At 58.5% G+C, this 21861-nt stretch carries 20 protein-coding genes; 14 read left to right on the top strand and 6 right to left on the bottom strand.

Annotation, left to right across the window (positions count from 1 at the left end; genetic code table 11):
* Nucleotides 1–41: 41 nt before the first annotated feature.
* Nucleotides 42–572: an inorganic diphosphatase gene (ppa, locus tag CFN46_RS02190; RefSeq protein WP_024950785.1), complete on the bottom strand. Its 531-nt coding sequence runs from the start codon at nucleotides 570–572 to the stop codon at nucleotides 42–44.
* Nucleotides 573–878: 306 nt separating this feature from the next.
* On the opposite strand from ppa, the gene CFN46_RS02185 reads away from it, so the two are divergent.
* Nucleotides 879–2606 carry a bifunctional protein-serine/threonine kinase/phosphatase gene (locus CFN46_RS02185; protein WP_024950786.1) on the top strand — a complete coding sequence of 576 codons (1728 nt, stop codon included), beginning with the start codon at nucleotides 879–881 and terminating at the stop codon, nucleotides 2604–2606.
* Between the two features lie 103 nt (nucleotides 2607–2709).
* Here the strand turns inward: CFN46_RS02185 and CFN46_RS02180 are convergent, their stop codons facing one another.
* A complete protein-coding gene (locus tag CFN46_RS02180; protein WP_088742573.1) occupies nucleotides 2710–3972 on the bottom strand; it encodes a 6-phosphofructokinase in 1263 nt (420 codons plus the stop codon).
* 192 nt (nucleotides 3973–4164) lie between these two features.
* Here CFN46_RS02180 and mpl point away from each other — a divergent pair, with 192 nt between their 5' ends.
* The 3 genes from mpl (at nucleotide 4165) to CFN46_RS02165 (ending at nucleotide 6985) form a co-directional block, all read left to right on the top strand.
* Nucleotides 4165–5607, top strand: coding sequence for a UDP-N-acetylmuramate:L-alanyl-gamma-D-glutamyl-meso-diaminopimelate ligase (mpl, locus tag CFN46_RS02175; RefSeq protein ID WP_088742572.1), 1443 nt, complete (start codon nucleotides 4165–4167; stop codon nucleotides 5605–5607).
* The gene (locus CFN46_RS02170) at nucleotides 5604–6266 is read left to right on the top strand and encodes a flavin prenyltransferase UbiX (protein WP_088742571.1); all 663 of its coding nucleotides are present in this window, start codon (nucleotides 5604–5606) and stop codon (nucleotides 6264–6266) included. Before mpl ends, CFN46_RS02170 begins: the two co-directional genes overlap by 4 nt.
* Nucleotides 6267–6355: 89 nt before the next feature.
* Nucleotides 6356–6985 carry a LysE family translocator gene (locus CFN46_RS02165; protein WP_024950789.1) on the top strand — a complete coding sequence of 210 codons (630 nt, stop codon included), beginning with the start codon at nucleotides 6356–6358 and terminating at the stop codon, nucleotides 6983–6985.
* Between the two features lie 72 nt (nucleotides 6986–7057).
* On the opposite strand, the gene CFN46_RS02160 is transcribed toward CFN46_RS02165, so the two are convergent.
* The 4 genes from CFN46_RS02160 to CFN46_RS02145 are packed head-to-tail and all read right to left on the bottom strand — an operon-like array spanning nucleotide 7058 to nucleotide 11351.
* Nucleotides 7058–7936, bottom strand: a complete 879-nt coding sequence (locus CFN46_RS02160) for a DMT family transporter (RefSeq protein WP_088742570.1) — start codon at nucleotides 7934–7936, stop codon at nucleotides 7058–7060.
* Nucleotides 7937–7990: 54 nt separating this feature from the next.
* On the bottom strand, nucleotides 7991–9451 hold the full coding sequence (locus CFN46_RS02155; RefSeq protein ID WP_088742569.1) for a bifunctional DedA family/phosphatase PAP2 family protein: 1461 nt from the start codon (nucleotides 9449–9451) through the stop codon (nucleotides 7991–7993).
* On the bottom strand, nucleotides 9448–10410 hold the full coding sequence (locus CFN46_RS02150; protein WP_088742568.1) for a diguanylate cyclase: 963 nt from the start codon (nucleotides 10408–10410) through the stop codon (nucleotides 9448–9450). Before CFN46_RS02150 ends, CFN46_RS02155 begins: the two co-directional genes overlap by 4 nt.
* On the bottom strand, nucleotides 10410–11351 hold the full coding sequence (locus CFN46_RS02145; protein ID WP_088742567.1) for a hypothetical protein: 942 nt from the start codon (nucleotides 11349–11351) through the stop codon (nucleotides 10410–10412). The genes CFN46_RS02150 and CFN46_RS02145 overlap by 1 nt, the downstream gene beginning before the upstream one ends.
* A gap of 229 nt (nucleotides 11352–11580) precedes the next feature.
* On the opposite strand from CFN46_RS02145, the gene CFN46_RS02140 reads away from it, so the two are divergent.
* From CFN46_RS02140 to CFN46_RS02095, 10 genes are all read left to right on the top strand, one after another.
* A complete protein-coding gene (locus tag CFN46_RS02140; RefSeq protein WP_088742566.1) occupies nucleotides 11581–12864 on the top strand; it encodes a glutamate-5-semialdehyde dehydrogenase in 1284 nt (427 codons plus the stop codon).
* Nucleotides 12865–13082: 218 nt separating this feature from the next.
* On the top strand, nucleotides 13083–13718 hold the full coding sequence (gene nadD, locus CFN46_RS02135) for a nicotinate-nucleotide adenylyltransferase (protein WP_088742696.1): 636 nt from the start codon (nucleotides 13083–13085) through the stop codon (nucleotides 13716–13718).
* A 139-nt stretch (nucleotides 13719–13857) separates the two neighbouring features.
* Complete coding sequence (gene rsfS, locus CFN46_RS02130; protein ID WP_024950796.1) at nucleotides 13858–14217, top strand: ribosome silencing factor; 360 nt, start codon at nucleotides 13858–13860, stop codon at nucleotides 14215–14217.
* Between the two features lie 119 nt (nucleotides 14218–14336).
* Complete coding sequence (rlmH, locus tag CFN46_RS02125) at nucleotides 14337–14804, top strand: 23S rRNA (pseudouridine(1915)-N(3))-methyltransferase RlmH (protein ID WP_088742695.1); 468 nt, start codon at nucleotides 14337–14339, stop codon at nucleotides 14802–14804.
* Nucleotides 14805–14845: 41 nt separating this feature from the next.
* Nucleotides 14846–16795 (top strand): penicillin-binding protein 2, encoded by a 1950-nt coding sequence (gene mrdA, locus CFN46_RS02120; RefSeq protein ID WP_088742565.1) that lies wholly within the window; start codon nucleotides 14846–14848, stop codon nucleotides 16793–16795.
* Entirely contained in the window at nucleotides 16785–17933 is a 1149-nt protein-coding gene (gene rodA / locus CFN46_RS02115; protein WP_088742564.1) for a rod shape-determining protein RodA, read from the top strand. The genes mrdA and rodA overlap by 11 nt, the downstream gene beginning before the upstream one ends.
* Before the next feature lie 74 nt (nucleotides 17934–18007).
* On the top strand, nucleotides 18008–19051 hold the full coding sequence (mltB, locus tag CFN46_RS02110; protein ID WP_024950799.1) for a lytic murein transglycosylase B: 1044 nt from the start codon (nucleotides 18008–18010) through the stop codon (nucleotides 19049–19051).
* Nucleotides 19048–20082 (top strand): septal ring lytic transglycosylase RlpA family protein, encoded by a 1035-nt coding sequence (locus CFN46_RS02105; RefSeq protein ID WP_088742563.1) that lies wholly within the window; start codon nucleotides 19048–19050, stop codon nucleotides 20080–20082. Before mltB ends, CFN46_RS02105 begins: the two co-directional genes overlap by 4 nt.
* A gap of 101 nt (nucleotides 20083–20183) precedes the next feature.
* Nucleotides 20184–21386, top strand: a complete 1203-nt coding sequence (locus tag CFN46_RS02100; protein ID WP_024950801.1) for a D-alanyl-D-alanine carboxypeptidase family protein — start codon at nucleotides 20184–20186, stop codon at nucleotides 21384–21386.
* 136 nt (nucleotides 21387–21522) lie between these two features.
* Nucleotides 21523–21810: a YbeD family protein gene (locus tag CFN46_RS02095; protein ID WP_024950802.1), complete on the top strand. Its 288-nt coding sequence runs from the start codon at nucleotides 21523–21525 to the stop codon at nucleotides 21808–21810.
* The last annotated feature ends 51 nt before the right edge of the window (nucleotides 21811–21861 follow it).

The raw sequence follows: 21861 nt of genomic DNA, 5'->3' as shown, positions 1-21861 counted from the left end.
TCGGTCACCTGTTGGCAGATGACGATAGTCACCGGAAGGATTTAGTCCTTCAGGTAGGCAGCAGCAGCTTTCACGATTGCGGCACGGGCAGCATCAGCGCCGGCCCAGGAATCGATCTTGACCCACTTGCCTTTCTCGAGATCCTTGTAGTTCTCGAAGAAGTGCGCAATCTGCTGACGCAGCAATTCCGGTAGGTCAGTGACTTCCTGCACGTCGTCATACAAGGAGGTCAACTTCTGGTGCGGCACACAGACTAGCTTGGCGTCTTCACCAGCTTCATCGCTCATGTTGAGAATGCCGACCGGACGCGCGCGAATGACGCTGCCGGGAGTGACCGGATACGGGGTCACAACCAGTGCATCGAGGGCATCGCCATCGTCAGCCAGAGTATTCGGGATGTAACCGTAGTTGGCCGGGTAGAACATCGGGGTGGCCATGAAACGATCCACCATGAGTGCATCGATGTCCTTGTCGATCTCATACTTGATCGGCGCGTGATTAGCCGGAATCTCGATCGCTACGTAGACGTCGTTCGGCAATTCCTTGCCAGCGGGGATCTTGTCGAAACTCATTGTCGAGTCCTTGGGTTTGCGGGTTGAAGGCCTGCGGGGCAAAATTCCGCTGAATTATACGAACTGACAGACCGTTTTGCCATTATGCCATGCCCTGTCAGCTGCTGTTGCACCATCGAGTGATAGCGTTACGTGAGCAAGCAGGTAACACTTGGCCGCATCTAGCGCCATCAGGCGCACTCAGACCGTCCAGTCAGTGATGTTGGCGTGTTACGTTCATGAATAAATAGCACCGAGCCAGCGAAATCGTGACAGCAGAATCGAGACAGCGGCATCTAGTGTGTAGCAACAGTTAAGGAGACCGCCTTGGCGGATGCAGAGCTTTCACTCAGTTATGGGCAGGCCTTCGTAGCGCCGGATCGCAAGCGTCATCGTAGCTCGATGTCTCTGGAGATTCCGGTTGAGCGAGGTCAGTTGGCGGCCAAAGGAGGGTGTGCGCTGATCGCGGACACCACCAGCAAGAATGCGATTGCCAAGCAGGCGGGTGATCTTACCGTGCGCGGCTTCTTGGCCGACTACTTTGCGACGCCCGATAATTGGAGCGTCAAATATTCTGCCACGCGAGTGCTACGCGCGCTAAATAGCTGGTGCTATAGCCAGAGTCGCTTCGTGCGCGGCGGTAGCTACGTCACTTCGATATCGGCGGTGATCTTCCGCGGCCAGTCAGCGCACTTGTTCCATGCCGGCGATACGGTGGTATTTCGCCTGCGCGGCGGTGAGTTTGAGCAGATCTCGCGTGATCATGTCACTGATCTCGGCGGCTATCGTTATCCGTCGCGCGCGCTGGGCATGGATGTCAATCTCGATATCGATTACATCGAGCTGCCCCTCAAACAGGGCGACATCTTTCTGCTGACCACGCAGGCCGTGCGTGGCACGTTGCTGCCGTCAGATTTCGTTTCATTGATTCGTGCCGACGTGTCTGATCTAGATGCGGCCAGTGAGCGTCTGGCGCATGCCGCTGCTGAGCGTGCCGATGAGCGCGGCTACACCGCTGATCAATTCTGCTTCCAACTGGTGCGTATTGATCGACTGGCGAGTGCCGTCGACGATACCCCCGGGCGTGTCTATGGCGATTTACCGGTGCCACGTGAGTTAGAGCCGGGTGACCGCATCGATGGACTGGAAGTGCTTGAAGTGATGTCACGCAGCGCGCGAGTACGTGTCTACAAGGTGCGTGACATCAAGAGCCGGCGCGTGATGGTGATGAAGGCGCCAAGCCCGGAATTATCGCTCAAAAATGCCTATCTGGAGCACTTCCTGCTTCAGCAGTGGGTGGTAGATCGGGTCAACTCGCCCTTTGTGGTCAAGGTGATGGAGCCGTCACGCCCGCGTGACCACCTCTACTATCTGCTCGAGCATCTGGAAGCGCGTACCTTGACCGACTGGGCACGCCAGCATCCTCAGGCCAACCTTGAGCAGCGTCTCGATATTGCGCGTCAGTTGGGAAAGGCGGTGCATGCGCTTCATCGTCGTGAGGTCATGCATCAGCTGATCCATCCGGATAATGTGATGATTGACCGTCATGGCAAGGTAGTGCTGGTGGATTTCGGTGCCTGCCATCTGCGTGAAGGCGATGGACACGAGAGTGCAGGGCCGCTGGCACGCCAGGTTGGGCTGACCAAGCACAGTGCGCCGGAGTATGCGTTAGGCGCTGAGGTAAGCCGACGCAGTGATCAATATGGGCTGGCATCGGTGATTTACTGGCTGTTGACGGGTATGCAGCCGTACTCCCAGTCGCTTGAGCAATTACGCACCCAGACTGACCTCGAACTACTGGAGTATCAATCGGCGCGCATGCGTAATGCAGAAGTGCCACAGATGTTGGATGAGGCCCTCAAGCGTGCATTGGACCCACAGCGTACGCTGCGCTTCCGGCGCCTGTCGGAGTTGCTCTACGCTCTACGTCTGCCGCAGCAAGATCCCGGCAAGGCGCTGACGCCATCAGAGGCCATGCGCGAGCCGGCCAATTTCTGGCAGGGCGTCGCGGGCATCCTGTTGCTGTTGCTAGTGCTGTCGTGGTTGCTCAAATAGTCATCTATTGCTGATGACGCATGCTTCTTTCAGGAAACACCAACGCGAAAAAGCCCCGCACAGTTTCCTGTGCGGGGCTTTTGCTTGACGATGAACCGATCGATCAGATCGAGAACGACGTCAGTTTCTTCTCGACCTTGGCTAGCGTTAGCTTGGCGACCGCCGGTAGTCCGTTGACGAAGGGCGGGAAATCTTCGCCCTGAATCAGCGGCGACAGGTACTGACGGCAGGCTTCAGTGATGTAGAAGCCATCGTCGCTGATGTAGTTCAGCGGCATGAACTTCTCATGGTTGGCGATCTGCTCCAGCGGGGCTTCGATGATGTCCCACGCGTAGTCGTTACCCTCGCCGAGACGACGAATCGCCGGCATCACGGCATTCTTGCCCGCTAGCGCCATTTCCACGGCCGCGCGGCCAGTGGCGTAGGCTTGCTCGACATCGGTCTTGGAGGCGATATGGCGGGCGGCACGTTGCAGATAATCTGCGACGGCCCAGTGATACTTGTAACCCAGATCCTGCTTGACCATACCGGCTAGCGTCGGCGCAACGCCGCCCAGCTGGCGGTGACCGAAGGCATCGGTGTTGCCAGCATCCGCCAGGAAAGTGCCGTCTTCGTAGCGCGCACCTTCCGACACCACGACCACGCAGTAGCCGTACAGATTGACGCACTCATCGACGCGTGCCATGAACTGCTTACGATGGAAGGCGACTTCCGGGAAGATGACGATGTGCGGTGGCTGGGTCGCATCTTCGCCCGCCAGTGCGCCAGCAGCAGCGATCCAGCCTGCGTGACGTCCCATGACTTCCAGGATGAATACCTTGGTGGAGGTGGCGCACATGGACGCGATATCGAGACCCGCTTCACGAGTAGAAGTGGCGATGTACTTGGCCACGCTACCGAAGCCCGGGGAGTTATCGGTGATCGGCAAGTCATTGTCCACGGTCTTGGGTACGTGGATGGCCTGGATCGGGTAACCCATTGTTTCCGCTAGCTGTGACACCTTCAGACAGGTGTCAGCGCTGTCGCCGCCACCGTTGTAGAAGAAGTAACGGATATCGTGGGCCTTGAACACCTCAATCAGACGCTCGTACTGGGTACGGTGATCTTCGATGCTCTTGAGTTTGTAGCGGCAGGAACCGAAGGCACCACCGGGTGTATGACGCAGAGCCGCGATGTTTTCGTCGCTTTCCTGGCTGACGTCAATCAGGTCTTCGGTCAGGGCACCGATAATGCCGTTGTGACCGGCGTAGAGCTTGCCGATTTTGTCACCGTTTTCACGGGCGGCTTCGATCACGCCACAGGCGCTGGCGTTGATGACTGCGGTAACGCCGCCAGACTGGGCGTAGAAGGCATTGTGCTGGGCCATGGGCTTCTCGTCTCTGCTTCCTTGTCGTGGGCTTGAGCGGGCTGACGCCTGCCGCGGCATCATATCCGAAACCCCTCGTTCCTGCACGACGCGGGAGCGCCACGACACTGTCGTTTTCTCCCGACAGTCCGCGCGCTACTCGCGGCCTGGCGAGCATGCTAGGCTGCTCGGGCTTCCGGATTGGAGAAACAGATGCACCTTCACGTCATCGGTATTTGCGGTACCTTCATGGGCTCGCTGGCACTCCTTGCCCGCGCTCGTGGCCATCGTGTGACCGGCAGCGATGCCAACGTCTATCCGCCCATGAGTACTCAGCTGGCTGAGGCCGGTATTACTCTGATGGAGGGGTATACGGCGGACAATCTTGCCCCCGCGCCTGATCTCGTGGTGGTGGGCAACGCTGTGTCCCGCGGCAACCCAGAGATTGAGGCGCTGCTTGAGCGTGGTCTGGCCTATACCTCAGGCCCGCAGTGGTTGTGTGATGAGGTGCTGACGGGGCGACCAGTGATCGCGATCGCGGGCACTCATGGCAAGACCACCACTGCCACCATGACCGCCTGGATTCTGGAATGTGCCGGCCTTACTCCCGGCTACCTGATCGGCGGTGTGCCGCCGCAGCTGGGCGATTCGGCACGTATCGGCGATCCGACAGCACCTTTCGTGGTCGAGGCCGACGAGTACGACACGGCCTTCTTCGATAAGCGTTCCAAGTTTGTGCACTATCGTCCGCGTATCGCCGTGCTCAATAATCTGGAATTTGATCACGCTGACATCTTTCCAGACCTCGCAGCCATTGAACGTCAGTTCCACCATCTGGTGCGTACCGTGCCGGCAGGCGGCAAGCTGGTTGTCGCAGCAGATGCAGTCGCGGGCGCCGAGGCGCTGGAGCGTGTGTTGGATCAAGGCTGCTGGACCCCGGTCACACGCTTCAGCGATGAGAGCGGTATCGAGAATGCCGGTGGCGACTGGCGCTATCGCCTGATCAGTGCCGATGGCAGCCACTTCGCACTGGCAGCACCGGACCAGACGGCAGGTGAGCAGGACCGTTTCGTCGAGTGCCAGTGGTCGATGCGCGGCCGTCATAATGTGGCCAATGCCTGTGCCGCTGTCGCAGCGACAGTCGAGTGCGGGGTGAGTGTCGAGACAGCGCTTGAAGCACTGTCGCGTTTTGCACCGCCCAAGCGCCGCCAAGAGCTGCGCGGTGAAGTGGCAGGCGTCAAGATTATCGATGATTTCGCCCATCACCCGACGGCGATTGCGACCACGCTTGAGGGCTTGGCGCCGGGCGTAGCGGCCGAAGGGCAGGGCGGGCGTCTGTGGGCGGTGATTGAGCCGCGCTCCAATACCATGAAGCTCGGTACGATGAAGGCACGCTTGCCGTCCTCGGTGACATCTGCTGACCGCGTCAGCTGGTTTGCGCCGCCAACACTGGGTTGGTCGTTGGATGCCACCGTCGCTGAATGCCGTGCGTTGGGGGTCGATACCGAGGTCGAGAGTGATCTTGAAGCGCTCATCCTTCGTATTGCCAGTGAGGCACGTGCCGGTGATTGGGTGGTGGTAATGTCCAATGGCGGTTTCGGGGGTATTCATGAGCGGTTGTTGAGTGCATTGGCAGCGCGGGAAGGTGAGGAATGACGGATAACGTTCAACAGACGGCTGAGGCAGGGCGTGCATTCAAATCAGCCGTGACCGTGGCGCTGACAGGTGCCTCTGGTGCCCAGTACGGGCTGCGCCTGATCGAATGTCTGGTCGCGGCGGGTCACGAAGTGATGGTAATGGTCTCCAAGGCTGCCCACATGGTGATTGCTACCGAAACGGATGAAGAACTACCAGCACGTCCAGTGCGGCTTGCCGAGGTGCTGAGCGAGCGTTATGGCGCCAAATCTGGCCAGATTCGCTGTTTCGGACGCGAAGACTGGATGGCCCCCGTGGCCTCCGGTTCTGGTGCGCCAAGTGCGATGGTGGTGTGTCCGTGCTCCACCGGTTCACTGTCCTCGATTGCCTGTGGTGCTAGCAATAACCTGATCGAGCGCGCGGCGGATGTCGCGCTCAAGGAGCGACGCACACTGATTCTGGTGCCGCGCGAAACGCCTTTTTCGGCAATTCACCTCGAGCACATGCTGGCGCTGACACGCATGGGCGCGGTGATTTTGCCTGCCGCACCAGGCTTCTATCATCGTCCGCAATCCATTGATGACATGATCGACTTCATCGTCGCGCGCATTCTCAACCAGCTAGGGATAGCGCACACGCTGATGCCGCGTTGGGGTGAGGGTCACGTCGGTCGCGATTGAGCCATGGATCGCACGCGTTGGTAGTCAAGAAGAATGGCGTCATCAGTGTCGATAGCGAAAACAGATTAAAAGCACACGGAGTGCAGAGAATGTTGAACTGGTCATTGCTGTCGGTGTTCGTGCCGACTTTCTTTCTGGTCTCGCTGACGCCGGGCATGTGCATGACATTGGCGATGACGCTGGGCATGACGCAGGGCGTCAAGCGCACTCTATGGATGATGGTGGGTGAGCTGCTGGGAGTTGGGTTGGTGGCGGTATCAGCGGTGATTGGGGTTGCCACCATCATGCTGCGCTACCCGATGGTATTCTCGGCCTTCAAGCTGGCGGGTGGAGCCTATCTGGCATGGCTGGGTATCCAGATGTGGCGCTCGCGTGGGCGTCTGGCACTGGGCGCTGCAGGTGAGGCCAGTGCGGCACCGCGTGCCTCGCGGCGTGAACTGGCCACGCAAGGCTTCGTGACCGCGATTGCCAACCCCAAGGGCTGGGCCTTCTTCATCGCGCTACTTCCGCCGTTTCTGGACGCCAGTCTGCCGATGGCTCCGCAGTTGGTGGCGCTGGTCGGCATCATTCTGACGCTGGAATTCAGTTGTCTGATGCTTTACGCCGGTGGTGGTAGCGGATTGGCACGTTGGCTGGGTCGCGGGTCGCGTGTGCGACTGATGAATCGCGTCGCAGGTACCCTGATGATTGGCGTGGGCATCTGGCTCGCCACGGGCTGAGCGCATGATTGCAATGTCGCCAGACACAGAAAGGCCCGCCAATGGCGGGCCTTTCTGTGTCTATCAGTCTGGTCAATTGCGGCGTAATGTTTCCAGCGCCGCCGCCGCCACGATGAAGCTGCCACCCACCAGCGTCATCCAGGTCGGTACTTCGCCGAGGATTAACCAAGCCAACAGCACGCCGTAGACAGGCTGCATGCAGCCAATCATGCCGACGGTCTTGGCCTTGAGGCCGCCGAGGGCAAAGGTCATCAATGCATGGGGTGTCGCAGTGAAGACGATCGCCAGTACCAGCATGGCGATACCGGTGCCTGGGCTTGAGTCCATGATGTCACCGGAAGCAAACGGCAAGGTGAGAACGACTACGCCAAGCGCCTGCAAACTCATCGACAGCACTGGATTGATGTGGCTCAAACGATAGCGCACCAACAGGTTGCGTATCGCGAACAGTAGCCCCGAGAATACGCCCCACAGCACTCCCGCCAGACTATCACCATCTACATTGCCGTTACCGCCTGGTACCAGTAGCCATACGCCTACGCAGACCAATGCAGCAGCAGCGAGATCGCGTGCTTTCAGGCGCGTGCCCTCGACCCAGGGTTCTAATAACACGATGAATATCGGATAAGTAAACAATGCCAGCATGCCGGTCGCTACCGATGACACTTGCATGGCATGGAAGTAGCTGACCCAGTGGACCGCCATCAGCAAGCCAGCCAGGCCGATCAGCGCCCAGTCCCGCCCACTCAAGCGCAGCGAAACATTCCACTTCAGGCGTGCAATCCACAATAGGAAGAGCCCCGCGAGCAGGCTGCGCCAGGTGGTGATATCGAGTGCTGATAGCGGCAGGCTTTTCGAGAATAGTGCGGTGCCGCCTAACAAGGCGATACCGAGATGAATCGCCATCAGGGCCTGTGGCTGATTGGCGGGAGGGGCTGCGGGACCGGGCATGAGTATCCTCGTGATAAAGATCTTGTTATCGAAAGCTGGATGAGTTCGGGCTGGCTAAAGCGGCAGCCACAGGATTCGGGCCAGCAGCAGCAGCAGGCTGATAGCGCTTAGCCAGAGCACGGGGAGCGGTTGCGTAGCAGGTACTGGCGGCTGACGTACGAAGGCCGGGTAGCTGATACGTACCAAGGCACAGACCAGTAAGCCCAGGCAGGCACCACCGAGGATATCGCTGAGGTAATGTACGCCGAGTGTGATGCGTGACAGGCCTATCAGGGTGCAGAGCGCAATTGCTCCCCAGTAAATCCAGCGACGTCGTGATGAAGGCTGTCGTTCAGCAATGAAGGCAGCAGCCAGGCCGAATACGGCCACCGCGCCAGCCGTATGTGCACTTGGGAACGACATTGAACCTTCGAGAAAGGCTGGCGTGCCGGGTCTGGGGCGTTGAATCAGGTACTTGAGTACGGTGTTGGCGCACGCGATACCGACCCAGGCAGCTGTCAGGTGCAGCCAGGCAGCATGACGGCGTTTGAGCAGTAGCCATAACAACCACGGTGCGACCAGCGCTGCCATGCCGCTACCATCGCCCAGCTGAGACAGTATCAGGCTCACTTGATGCAGGAAGTTATTCGGTACTAGCGCATTGAGACTGATGGCCAGCGAAGCTGCTACGCGATCGATCCACCAGGGCTCAGGGTGTGCCAGTGCTGTCAGGCTCATGGCTGGCACACTGATGACGGCAAAGATCAGCAGTGCCATCGAGGCGAGCGGAAACTCGCCCTCAGGGTCAGGATGGCGCAGTTGCCACCATAGACGACGTCCCGATGAGGTCTTGCGCATCCGACATGCCAGCCAGTGGTACAGGCGACCTTCACGGCCCAACTGGCGGCGCAGGAAGGAAAAGGCAAAGGCGCATAGAATCAGTCCGCACGCGAACCCTATGAGTAGGCCGTTAGCTCCATCAGGAAGCGTAAATAGTGACTGCCAAGTCTGACCTAGCAGGTAGCCCGGCAGCAGGTAGGCCGGTGACCATGCCAGCGCCGACAGGCCATTGACCAGAAAGAATTTCGCGGGTGGCATGTTCAGCATGCCAGCCACCAGCGGAATGATGGGCCGCACTGGGCCGACGAAACGCCCGAAGGCGATCGACCAGCTACCGTGACGATGAAAGAACTGCTGGCCGTGGTCCAGCCACTCTGGATGGCGTAAGAAAGGCCAGCGTCCGGGGAGCTGATCACGATAGCGGACACCCAGCCAAAAACTGACACCATCGCCGATAATGGCGCCAAGCGCGCCCGATATCAGTAGCAATGGTAACGACAGTTCAAGATGACCGGCTAGCGATGCACCCGCGGTGAGGATGACCACGCCAGGGACCAGTAGCCCGATGATGGCGAGGGATTCAAGCAGGGAGACAAGGCCGATGATACTGATGAGTGCGATGGGATGATCGCTAAGCACTGCCATCAATGTGGTGGGGTCTAGCCAGTGGGTCAGTGTGGCAAGGGTGTTGCTCATTCATTGAGATCCATCAGGGCAAGCTGGGCAGCCAGCAGGCGTTGCTCGAGTTTTTGCGACGTGTCACTGGCCTTGTAAATCACTAGGCGGGCGCGGGCAATGATTGATCCGGTTTCCGGTTGAGTGGTCGCGGCGAGTGCTGCGGTCAGGCGTTCACGCATGATCAGGGCGCCGGCCTCACCGGTATTGGGTAGCATCAGCCACAAGGTGGCTTTATCGCTACGACACAACAAGTCTCCCAGACGAGAGATGTCCTGCATGACTTCGCTTGCCGTGGATAGGCATTCGATGCGTCTGTCTTCGCCGAACTGTTCGCTGAGCATTTCCAGCTGGGGGAGATAGATCACCAGAATACTCAATGGCTGGTCCAGCGCTCTGGCGCGTGCCGCCTCACTGGTCAGACGCTCCCGGCCGGTACTGGCATTGAACGCGTTGCACTCGGTTTCTTCGCTGGCAGTCAGCGTCATGAAGTCGGCTTGCAAACTATTGATGACGAAGGGTTGGCTGGCGACCAACAGTAAGCACAGATAACGTAACTCTTCCCCAAAGTTGTCATCCTGCTGCCCTAGCAACCATAACCATAATGGAGCTAGCACCAGATTGAGCAACATGGCCGGTGCGAGTGGCAGCAGCAGCAGCGTCAGAATGCAGGGCAGCCCCAGCCATAGCGATAGCCCCGGATAGGCCCCTGGTGCTTCCAGCGCCAGCATCAAATAGCTGGCAATCAGCGTGAGATAGGAGGGTAGGGGATTTTCGTCATCGAGGAGGTTGAGCCCAGTGGCAATGCCCATCAGGAGTGTTGATAACACTGGCGTTAGAATATGGTCGAAATCGCCGACAAGATAACGCCACAGGGCATAGGTGGCGATCACTAACGTCGCCAGTAGCATGATCAATGTCTTGCGGTTGGCGAGTTGACGGTGATCGCGGGCATGAGTGAGAGCAGTAAGAAATGGCATCAGTCGTCAACCTCCCTATGCGAGGCGATATCCTGCGAGTCAGCGCGAGAGGACAGAGGGGGCAATAGCGTGATCAGTTCGTTTTCTTGAGCCAGATTGAGACCAAGGTTGGTCAGATCAAGCGCATGTATATCGCCGTTGTTCAAGGGCTGAATGCGCGCACGTACCTGCATGGCGAGATGCTCTATCAGCTGGCGCCGTCTCAGGCTGGCCATGCGTTCAGCTCGCGTTACCAACAGTACCGCCAGGCAGCCGCCGTTGAGTATATAGCGGGTTTCATGCGCCATCGCTGCGCTGTCCAGTGTGTTCATCAGGCGTCGACGGACGAGGCGGCCGGGCATGACAGGTGCCAACAGTATCAACTCGATATGAATGCCTTCGCGATCAGCACGCGCAATTTCTCGCGGTAGATCACGCATCAGCTGGTATTGTGACCAGATAGCCCGATTCGGGTCGCGGCGGCCGCGGCGCTCCAGTTGATGCCAGACGTGTTGCTGACGCCGTCCGCCAATGGCACCGAGCGCCATCAGGGTCGCAGTGATGCCGATACCAAGGCTTAGCCAGTCACTGCCCAGCGGCCTGAGGGCGTACCAAGTCGTGACAAGACCGATGGCTGCGCATGCGGGAGCTAACCAGCGTGGACGTGGGTACAGCAGCAGAACGGGGAAGCCCCACAGCCACATCAGGTGTTGTTCTGGCGCCAGCAGTATCAGCGCCGACATGATGAGCGCGACGCTGAGCATGACCAGTGTTCTGAACCAGCTGAGGGCAAATAGCTCGTGGGCCAGAGAGACAACCAACAGCATGGTGCCCCCCACGGCAAGCAGCAGTGCAGTGACCGTCAGGCCGAGGCTGATCTGGCGAGCTGCTTCCAGCAGCAGCAGCACAGAGCCGAGCAGGCAGACGAACTGACTGATGCGGACTTTGAACTTGATCTCCATGGTGTCTTATATTGGCACCTTTCCCGTGGATGGTATGAAGCTGGCCGTTTTCCTTGGCCGAGCAGTATTAGACAAGCAGTCTTGTGCAAATCAGTGGGCAGCATACCCCAAACGGCGAGTTTCCAAAGCGCCTGCGATCATCAGGACACCTTTGACTCCTCCGCAAGCCGGATGATGATGAGTCAGTGGCTACCGATCGTGGACAACTCAAACAAGCGAGACAAGGCACATGAGCGAGCAGGGCAAGTACGACACTACAGATGTCGTAGCTTACATGAACCGTCTGGGGCATGAGGCACGTGCGGCAAGCGTCGTGATGCGACGTGTCGATAGCGGCATCAAGAATCGCGCCCTGCAGACCATGGCGCGATTGATTGACGAGCGCCGTGATGCGCTTATCGAAGCCAATGGCGAAGATTTGGTGCGCGCGCGTGCCAATGACCTGTCAGACGCGATGGTGGACCGGCTGGCGCTGACCACGCCGCGTATCGACGCCATGATCGAAGGGCTCGAGCAGGTGACGGCACTGCCAGATCCGGTCGGCGAAGTTGACGGGTTGCGCTATCGTCCCAGTGGCATTCAGGTCGGTCACATGCGTGTGCCGTTGGGCGTGATCGGCATCATCTTCGAGTCGCGCCCCAATGTGACCATCGAAGCGGCTAGCCTATGCCTCAAGTCCGGTAATGCTTGCATCCTACGTGGCGGCTCCGAAGCCGCTGCCAGTAACCGTGCACTCGGCGAGATCATCAGCGAAGCGCTGATCATGGCGGGCTTGCCGGCGACGGCGGTGCAGGTCGTCGCGACGACGGATCGCGCCGCTGTCGGCCAGTTGATCACGATGTCCGAGTTTGTCGACGTCATCATCCCGCGTGGCGGCAAGAGTCTCATCGCGCGTATCTCTCGTGACGCGCGCGTGCCGGTCATCAAGCATCTCGATGGCATCTGTCATGTCTATATCGATGCCACGGCAGACCTCGACATGGCGGTGAACATCGCCGAGAACGCCAAGACGCATCGTTATGGCACTTGCAATACCATGGAAACGCTGCTGATTGATGCTCCCGTGGCCGCTGAGGTGTTGCCGCGTATCGCTGAGCGCCTGGCGGCGCATGATGTAGAGATGCGAGGCTGTGAGCGCACCTGTGCACTGTTGCCGCAGGCGGTGACGGCCAGCGCAGAAGATTGGGACACCGAATACCTTGCACCGATTCTGGCCATTCGTATCGTCGATGGCATTGAAGCGGCGATGGCGCACATCGAACGCCACAGCTCAGGACATACTGAGGCCATCATCACTGAAAACTATTCTCTGGCGCGGCGCTTCATGGCAGAAGTCGATTCAAGCTCGGTGATGGTCAATGCCTCCACCCGCTTTGCCGATGGTTTTGAATATGGACTAGGTGCCGAGATCGGCATCTCGACTGACAAGCTGCATGCCCGCGGACCGGTAGGTCTGGAGGGGCTGACTACGCGCAAGTATGTCGTGTTTGGTGAAGGGCATATTCGTCAGTGAAACACGACGACATTCAACGTGCTCTTCAACACGCACCAGTCTTCTCGCCTCGGGCGCTGGACGATAGTCAGCGTCCGCTGAATGTCGATGGCAGCGCGCAGGAGCGTGAGGCGGTACACGACACGAGTCCCCACGAGCATGATCACTCTCGCTTGGAAGAAGCGAGCGAGACAAGTCGCGGGTTTGAAGGTTGTCTTGGTCCTGTGCCGCGTGTAGCGATGCTGGGAGGTACCTTTGATCCTATCCATCATGGCCATCTACGCAGCGCCATCGAGCTGCGCGAAGCGCTGGGGCTGGATCATGTGCGCCTGATTCCGTGCCACCAGCCACCACACCGTGAGGCACCTGGCGTCAGTAGCGAAGAGCGACTGGCCATGTTGGAAGTCGCGATTGCAGGTGAGCCAGGCCTCATGGCGGATGACCGTGAGTTATTTCGTGAGGGTCCGTCCTACAGTGCCGATACTCTAGCGAGCCTGCGTGCGGAATATGGCCCGCAGGCGCGTCTGGTGATGGCGATTGGCCATGATGCCTTCCTGAAGTTGGGTGAATGGCACGCTGCTGAGCGCCTTTTTGATGATGCTCATGTCGTCGTGATTGAGCGGCCGGATCACGATGCGCCCTTGCCACCAGCACTTGAAGTCTTGATTGCTGGGCGCGAAGTTGAAACGGTACAGGCATTGATGGCACGACCGGGTGGGCAGTTGTTGCGGTTATCATTGCCGACACGGATGGCCATTAGCGCGACCTTCGTGCGCGAACGACTGGCATTGGGGGATAGCGTGCGCTATCTACTGCCTGAGACGGTGATCAGGCACATTGAAGCGCACGATCTTTATCGTCCACAGTCGGAATGAAACTGTCGTTATCTGCGTGAAATAGTGCCATGGAATGCCTTCATGACTTGCCTTTGGTGAGTAGATTGACGATGCCCATAGGCGCGCGCACTCCCAGCGGGTAGAATGCGCCCCCTGCCGAACAAACTCCCGAGGAAACATGCAGACCGAAGCTCTTAAAAACCTGGTTATCGACGCACTTGAAGACCTCAAGGCCCAGGAAATCAGCGAGATCAATGTCTCAAAGCTGACTAGCGTCACTGATATCATGGTCATTGCCACTGGTACTTCCAGCCGGCATATCGCTGCACTGGCCAACAATGTGCAAGTCAAGGTCAAGGAAGCGGGTGTGAAGCCGCTAGGCTGTGAAGGCGACAACGGTTCCGACTGGGTGCTGCTGGATCTGGGCGACGTCGTCCTTCACGTCATGCTGCCGGAAACCCGTGCACTGTATGACCTCGAGCGTCTGTGGAGCGATCTGCCCCGCGAGACGCGTGAAGAGTACGAACAGCGCAGCTAATGCCTGTATTTGGCTGACGTGTGAGAGCGAAAGCGTCGGGCAAGGCAGAAAAGCGCCAAAGGCGGACGCATGCCTGTCAACGGCACTGCCGGATGATATGACAACGCATGGGGCAGGACATGAAGATCCGAGTATTGGCAGTCGGGCAGAAAATGCCCGATTGGGTGGAGAAGGGTAGCCGAGAATATCTCAAGCGCATGCCGCGAGATTTTTCGCTTGAGTTCATCGAGCTGGCGCCCGGCAATCGCGGCAAGAATGCGGACATCGCCCGTGCCATGGCCAGTGAAGGCGACCGGATGCTGGAAAAACTCAAGGGAAATGAACATGTTGTTGCCCTTGATGTCCTAGGTAAGGCTTGGAGTACCGAACAGCTTTCCCGTCATGCAGATGACTGGCGACTGGGTGGGCGCGATGTGGCCATTTTGATTGGTGGCCCCGACGGACTCGATCCACGTTTGTTGGCACGTGCCGACCAGCGCTGGTCACTCTCGGCATTGACCCTGCCGCATCCGCTGGTGCGTATTGTGCTGGCGGAACAGCTCTACCGTGCCTGGACATTACTGGTCGGGCATCCTTATCACCGGTAAGCGCCAGTCGCTTGCGACAAGACACAAGTTGCGAGACCCGCATGCGCCAACGCCGGGCGACGATCAAGAATCCCCAACAGGAAGTGCGGATCTTTCGCCTTCGCAGCATCGTGGCTGCCAGCCTTGTCTTGGTGCTGGCCTGCTGCCTGTTGGCACGACTGTTCTTCCTTCAGGTTGTTGAACACGATATCTACACCACGCGTTCGGACAAGAACCGCGTGCGTGTCGAGCCCTTGCCGCCCACTCGCGGCTTGATCTACGACCGCAATGGTCGCCTGCTCGCTGAAAATCGTCCCAATTACAACCTGACCATCGTGCGTGAGCGCGCTGTCGATCTCGAGACAACGCTTGAGCGTCTGGTGGAGATTCTTGATCTTCCGCCGGATGAGATTGAAGACTTCAAGGAACGCTCGCGCCAGCGTCAGCGTCCCTACCAGCCTGCCTTGCTGATGAGCGAGCTGAGCCAGGAGCAGATTGCCCGTCTTGCGGTCAACCGCTACCGCCTGCCTGGCGTTGAGGTCGAGGCTCAGTTACTGCGTTATTACCCCGATGCCAAGCCGCTATCCCATACGTTGGGATATGTTGGGCGCATCAATCAGGCAGAACTCAAGACGCTCGACAAGGGCAACTACTCAGGCACCCACTTCATCGGCAAGACGGGCATTGAGCGCTTCTATGAAGAGCAATTGCACGGGCAGGCCGGACTGCGCAAGGTGGAAACCAACGCCCGTGGCCGTGTGCTACGCGAGCTGTCGCGCACTGATCCGGTCCCTGGCAAGGATTTGACCCTCACTGTTGACCGTGGCTTGCAAGATCTTGCCTATCGGCTGCTCAAAGGGCGGCGGGGGGCAATTGTTGCCATCGAACCCAAAACGGGTGAGATTCTTGCCATGGCCTCGGTGCCAGGCTTCAATTCCAATGAGTTCGTGACTGGCATCAGTGTCAAGAGTTATCGCGCGCTGCGTACCGATCTCGATCTTCCGCTATTCAATCGCGCCATCCGTGGTCAGTACCCGCCTGCCTCTACCGTCAAGCCCTTCATGTCATTGGCGGGTCTTGAAAATGGTGCCATTACCACGAGTACGACCTTTTTCGATCCCGGTTACTTCCAGTTGCCCAACGACAGTCACAAGTATCGTAATTGGCTGCGTTGGGGACATGGTCGCGTCAATATGCGGCGTGGTATTGCCGTCTCCAATGACACCTATTTCTACAATGTCGCCTACCGGCTGGGCATCGATCGCATCAGTGAGTATATGCACAAGTTCGGCTTTGGCGAGCAGACTGCATTAGATGTTCAGGGGGCGTTGCCGGGGTTGATGCCCTCCAAGGAATGGAAGCGCAATCGTTACAATAAGCCGTGGTATCCCGGTGAAACCATCTCCATCGGTATTGGTCAGGGCTATTGGCTGGCGACACCGCTGCAACTGGCTGCCGCCGAGGCGACGCTGGCCAATCGTGGCAAGCAGGTACAGCCACATCTGGCCAAACGGATTGGCGATGACGCGGTGCTGTTGCCCGAGAGTGATCAGAAGCCGCCGATCGTGCTGGATAATCCTGCCTGGTGGGACGATGTCATCTCGGCACTCGAGGATGTGGTCAGCGGCCGTGAGGGGACAGCACGCAAGTATGTTGGTCCTGGTCTCAAGTATCGCATGGCAGGAAAGTCAGGTACTGCACAGGTCTTCACGCTTGGGCAAGATCAGAAGTACAACGGCAAGGAACTGGCGGAACGTCTGCGTGACCATGCCTTGTTTGCGGCCTTTGCACCGGTCGAGGATCCCGAGATAGCGGTCTCGGTCGTCATCGAGAACGGCCAGGGTGGCAGCTCTGTGGCAGGCCCGATGGCGCGCGCAGTGACGGATTACTGGCTGTTGCCGCGAATCGAACCTGCGGCGCGTGATACTGCGCTTGCCTTGGTCGAGGCTCTCAAGCCACCTCCAGAGCCGTTAAACAGTGAAGGTGAGCAAGGAGAGAGCAATGCCGACTGATTATCAGCGTTCGATGCGCGGAATGGGCGGCGATTTCAACCAACGCCGTCGCACCAGTCTCTGGGAGCGGATGCATCTGGACCCATGGCTACTGTTGCTGCTGTTGATCGTGCTCGGCTGTGGGCTGATCGTACTGTACAGCGCCAGCGGCCAGGATATTGATTTCACGCTGCGCCAGGCATCGCGTCAGGCGCTGGCGTTAGGTGTCATGATTGGCTTGGCCCAGCTGTCGCCTGGCACCTTGTATCGCTGGGCGCCGGTTGTCTACGGGGGCGGCTTCCTGATGTTGGTGGCGGTAGAGGTGCTAGGAGATGTCGGCATGGGCGCGCAGCGCTGGCTGGTCATTCCTGGTGTCGTGCGCTTTCAGCCTTCCGAGCTCATGAAGCTGGCCATGCCGATGATGGTGGCGTGCTGGTTAGGGCAGCGGCCGTTGCCGCCGCGCTGGCGAGATCTTGCCGTCTGTGCAGTGATCATCGTGGCGCCGGTGCTGCTGATTGCGCGCCAGCCTGACCTTGGGACCTCGTTGTTGGTTGCCTCTGCTGGCGTATTCGTCATCCTGCTGGCGGGGCTGTCCTGGAAGTTGATTGCCTTCTTCGGTGCTCTGCTGGCCTCCGCCATGCCGCTGTTGTGGATGGTGATGCATGATTATCAGCGTCGCCGAGTGCTGACCTTCCTGAATCCTGAGTCTGATCCACTGGGGTCTGGCTGGAATATCATTCAGTCCAAGACGGCGATCGGTTCCGGCGGTATCTTCGGTAAGGGCTATACGCTGGGCACCCAGTCGCAACTCGAATTCTTGCCAGAGCGGCATACCGATTTTATCGTCGCGGTCATCGGTGAAGAGTTGGGGTTGATCGGTATGAGCTTTTTCCTCGCACTGTACGTGTTGATCGTACTGCGTGGACTGGTAATGGCGAATAATGGCCAAGATAGCTTTGCTCGTTTGACGGGCGGTGCGATCATCCTGACATTCTTCGTATACGTCTTCGTTAATATCGGCATGGTGTCCGGTATTTTGCCGGTGGTGGGCGTTCCGCTGCCATTGGTCAGTTATGGTGGGACCTCCAGCGTGACCTTGTTGGCTGGCTTCGGTATTCTCATGAGCATTCATACTCACCGGCGCCTGCTGTCGCGTTGATGCGACGTAAAGCAGTGGCTGAGTGGCAAGGACATTCGCGAGCACGAGCTCGCAGACAGGCAAGGAGAGAGTCGATGACGGTGAACAATGCGCGTGGGCGACGTCTGAAGAGCTGGGGTGCTGCCCTGGTAGTGGCAGCACCGCTACTCGGTATGGCCGGGGCAGTTACAGCTGCACCGGACGGCTTCGCGCCGGCGACTCACCCGGAAACTGCCAAGCTGGTAGATGAGCTGGTGGCCAAGGGGCTGAATCGCGACCGTGTGACCGAGCTGATGAATCAGGCCGATTACAGCCAGAAAGTGCTGGATGCGATGTCCCGTCCTGCCGAGGGGCACCTGCGCTGGGACCAGTACCGTGCCATCTTCATGAAGGAATCGCGTATCGAAGCCGGTAAGCGCTTTATCGCTGAGCACCGCGAGACCTTTGACCGTGCGGAAGCCGAATATGGCGTGCCGCCGGAAGTCATCGCCGCCATCATTGGTGTCGAGACCTTCTTCGGCAAGCATACCGGCACGCACCGCGTCATCGATTCGCTCTCTACGCTGGCCTTTGATCACCCGCGTCGTGGCACTTTCTTCCGCGGCGAGCTGTCGGCCTTCCTGCAGCTGACGCTAGAACAGGGTATCGATCCGCTCTCCATCAAGGGCTCTTACGCCGGCGCGATGGGTTATCCGCAATTCATCCCGACCAGCTATCAGGCCTACGCCGTCGATTTCGATGGTGATGGTGTGCGTGATCTGTGGAATAACCCGGTCGATGCTATCGGCAGTGTCGGCAATTATTTCGCACGGCATGGCTGGAAAGCGGGTGCGCCGGTGGTCAGTGTGGCAGATGGCCCGGGCAAACCGCCGTCATCCGTGACCTTCAACAAGACCAAGAAGCCTTACATGAGCGTTTCTGCGCTTGAGGCTGCCGGTGTTGACGTCGCCGATGGTGTGTCGGGTAACACTCAAGTCATTCCGTTGGCGCTGGACCTCAAGAAGGGCTATCGCTACGCCGTGGGTTACAACAACTTCTACGTCATTACCCGTTATAACCACAGTCATCTGTATGCCATGGCCGTCGATGAATTGTCCCAGGCGATCAAGCGTCGCCTTGAGGATGGGGGTGCTGGATGAGCTGGTCACGCGCGCTACCGCTAGCACTAGCGCTTGCACTATTAGCCGGGTGTGCCAGCAGTGGGGGCACGCAGGTCAGTGATGGCGCATCGACCAGTACTGGCAAGAAGGCGGGTAAGAATGGTCGCTACGATATGGACGCCGATGCCTACCCTGAAGATGCACCGGATGTCTCTACTGTGCCGGACGCCGTGCCGCAGGTAGAGCCTTACACGCGCAGCGGCAATCGCAGCGAGTATGAGGTGTGGGGCAAGCGCTATAACGTAATGGAAGATCCGCGCGGCTATGTCGCCGAGGGCACTGCCTCATGGTACGGCAAGAAGTTTCATGGCTACGCCACTGCCAGCGGCGAGGTCTACGACATGTACACCATGACGGCAGCGCATAAAGGACTGCCGTTGCCGACATATGCCCGCATCACGAATCTGGATAATGGCAAGCAGGTCATCGTCAAGGTCAATGATCGTGGGCCGTTCCATGATGATCGACTGATTGACCTGTCTTACAGTGCGGCGTGGCGCCTTGACATGCTGGGACATGGCACAGGTCATGTGCGTGTCGAGGCACTTGATGCCGCCACTTGGCGTCCGAGTTCCAGTCCGACCAAGGGGACGGCAGAATCTGAGCGTCTGTTGGCTCGCAGTCAGGCCGTTCGTCGTGAGCAGGGTATTGCCGGGCTTGAGGAAATGGACGCAACGGGCGGTTCTGCCACGACTGCTGCTTCAGGCGCGGGCGTTGCTGCCAAGCCCGTGGTAGCCTCTGCGGCGCGCAATTCCGGCGCGGCTGCGTCTGGTGGGGTTGGCGAGGCCAGCTTCCTGCAGGTCGCGGCAGTCAGTGACCAGCGCAAGGCTGACAGCATTCGTCAACGCATTGGCACAGCGCTTGATCGGCCGGTCCGCGTGCTGGGAGATGGCAATCTGTACAAGGTGCAGGTTGGCCCGCTGGAAGACAATGTCCGTATCGAGTCGCTGAAGTCGGCGCTGGCTAGTGCTGGCTTCGCTGGTGCCTTTAGCGTCAAGGCGCCGCGCTGAGACGGTGAGAGCGTGTCAATTAATCATGTATCCCGTGACGGGGTGCAACATGGCCGAGGCTAACGTCTCGGCTAACGCATGAGTGTCAAAGAGATTCCAACATGTCCTTGAAAGCCAGACTTCTTCCACTCCGGCGTCGGCTTGCCACGCTGATGGCAGCCAGCGGCATTGCGCTGGTGGCCAGCGTTACTGCCAGTCCGGTTCATGCCATTGAAACCGATACCCTGATCCCGGCTGCGCCGCAGCTGGCAGCGTCATCGTGGATTCTGATGGATGCCAATTCCGGTCGTATTCTGGTTGAGCATAATTCTGATCAGCGCTTGCCGCCGGCCAGTCTGACCAAGATGATGACGGCCTATCTTGTCGAGACCGAGATTGATGACGGCAAGCTGAGCCCGGATGAGGAGGTGCGCATCAGCGTCAATGCCTGGAAGACAGGCGGCTCGCGTATGTTCATCCGCGAAGGTACCAGCGTCTCCGTTGATGACTTGCTGCATGGCGTCATCATTCAGTCCGGCAATGATGCCAGTGTCGCGTTGGCTGAGCGTATTGGCGGCAGTGAAGGTTCCTTTGCTGACCTGATGAACCAGCATGCCAAGCGTCTGGGCATGAAAAACACCCACTATATGAATGCCACTGGTTTGCCGCATGCAGAGCATTACTCCACTGCGCATGATTTGGCGATTCTGGCGCGTAGCATCATCGAGGACTACCCGGATCACTATCAGATCTACTCCCAGAAATACTTCACCTGGAATGGCATCAAGCAGCCTAACCGCAACAAGCTGCTGTGGCGTGACAAGGATGTTGACGGCTTGAAGACCGGTCACACTGAAGAAGCGGGCTACTGTCTGGTAGCCTCGGCCAAGAAGGACGACACCCGTTTGATCAGTGTCGTGATGGGGACTAGCTCCGAAGAAGCCCGTGCTCAGGAGTCCCAGAAACTTTTGACCTATGGCTTCCGCTATTTCGAAAGCAAGAAGCTCTACGACAAGGGCGCAGTGCTTAACCAGGCTCGTGTCTGGGGTGGCGATAAGGACCAGGTACGTCTTGGTATGGCGAAGGATGTCTACCTGACCGTGCCGAGCGGTCAGTCCGATAAACTGACTGCGCGCCTGGATGTGAGTGAAACCATCAAGGCACCGGTTCAGGCGGGTGAGCAGTACGGCACTCTCCAGATCAAGCTGGATGACAAGGTGTTGGCTGAAGAGCCGCTGGTCGCGCTCGAGTCGGTGGAGCAGGGTGGATTGTTCAAGCGTCTGTGGGATGCATTGATGCTGTTCTTCCACGGCTTGTTCAACTGATCTGAACATCTCGACTGTGCCAGTCGTGTACCTGTCATTATCAGGGCCACGATGACCAGAAAGGGCGATCCGGCTGACGGATCGCCCTTTGTTGAGTAGAATGGTCGGAAATAGATTTACATGAAGGGCTATATCCATGGCCAAGACGCCAGAAGTGGGTGGGCAGACGCCCCCCAAGATCGAATATCCCTGTGATTTTCCCCTCAAGATCGTCGGCACTGCTGCTGAAGATCTTGTCGAAGTAGTCTGCAATATCCTCGAAGTGCATGCGCCGGGCTTTGATGCGACGGCCATCTCTTGGCAAGACAGCAAGAATGGCAACTACCGCAGCGTGCGTGTGGTGATCATCGCTACCAGCACTGAGCAGCTAGACGCCTTGCACCGCGACCTCAAGGCCACTGGTCGTATCCACATGGTGCTGTGACGCCCACGTGACACGTCTGCCCCCACCATCTTGCGTCTTCAGTACGGGAGC

Origin of the sequence: Cobetia sp. QF-1, from assembly GCF_002213105.1 — a bacterium.
In the GTDB taxonomy this organism is placed as follows: domain Bacteria; phylum Pseudomonadota; class Gammaproteobacteria; order Pseudomonadales; family Halomonadaceae; genus Cobetia; species Cobetia crustatorum.
The sequence above is the reverse complement of the archived record's forward strand: the minus strand, read 5'-3'. Positions and strand labels throughout refer to the sequence as shown.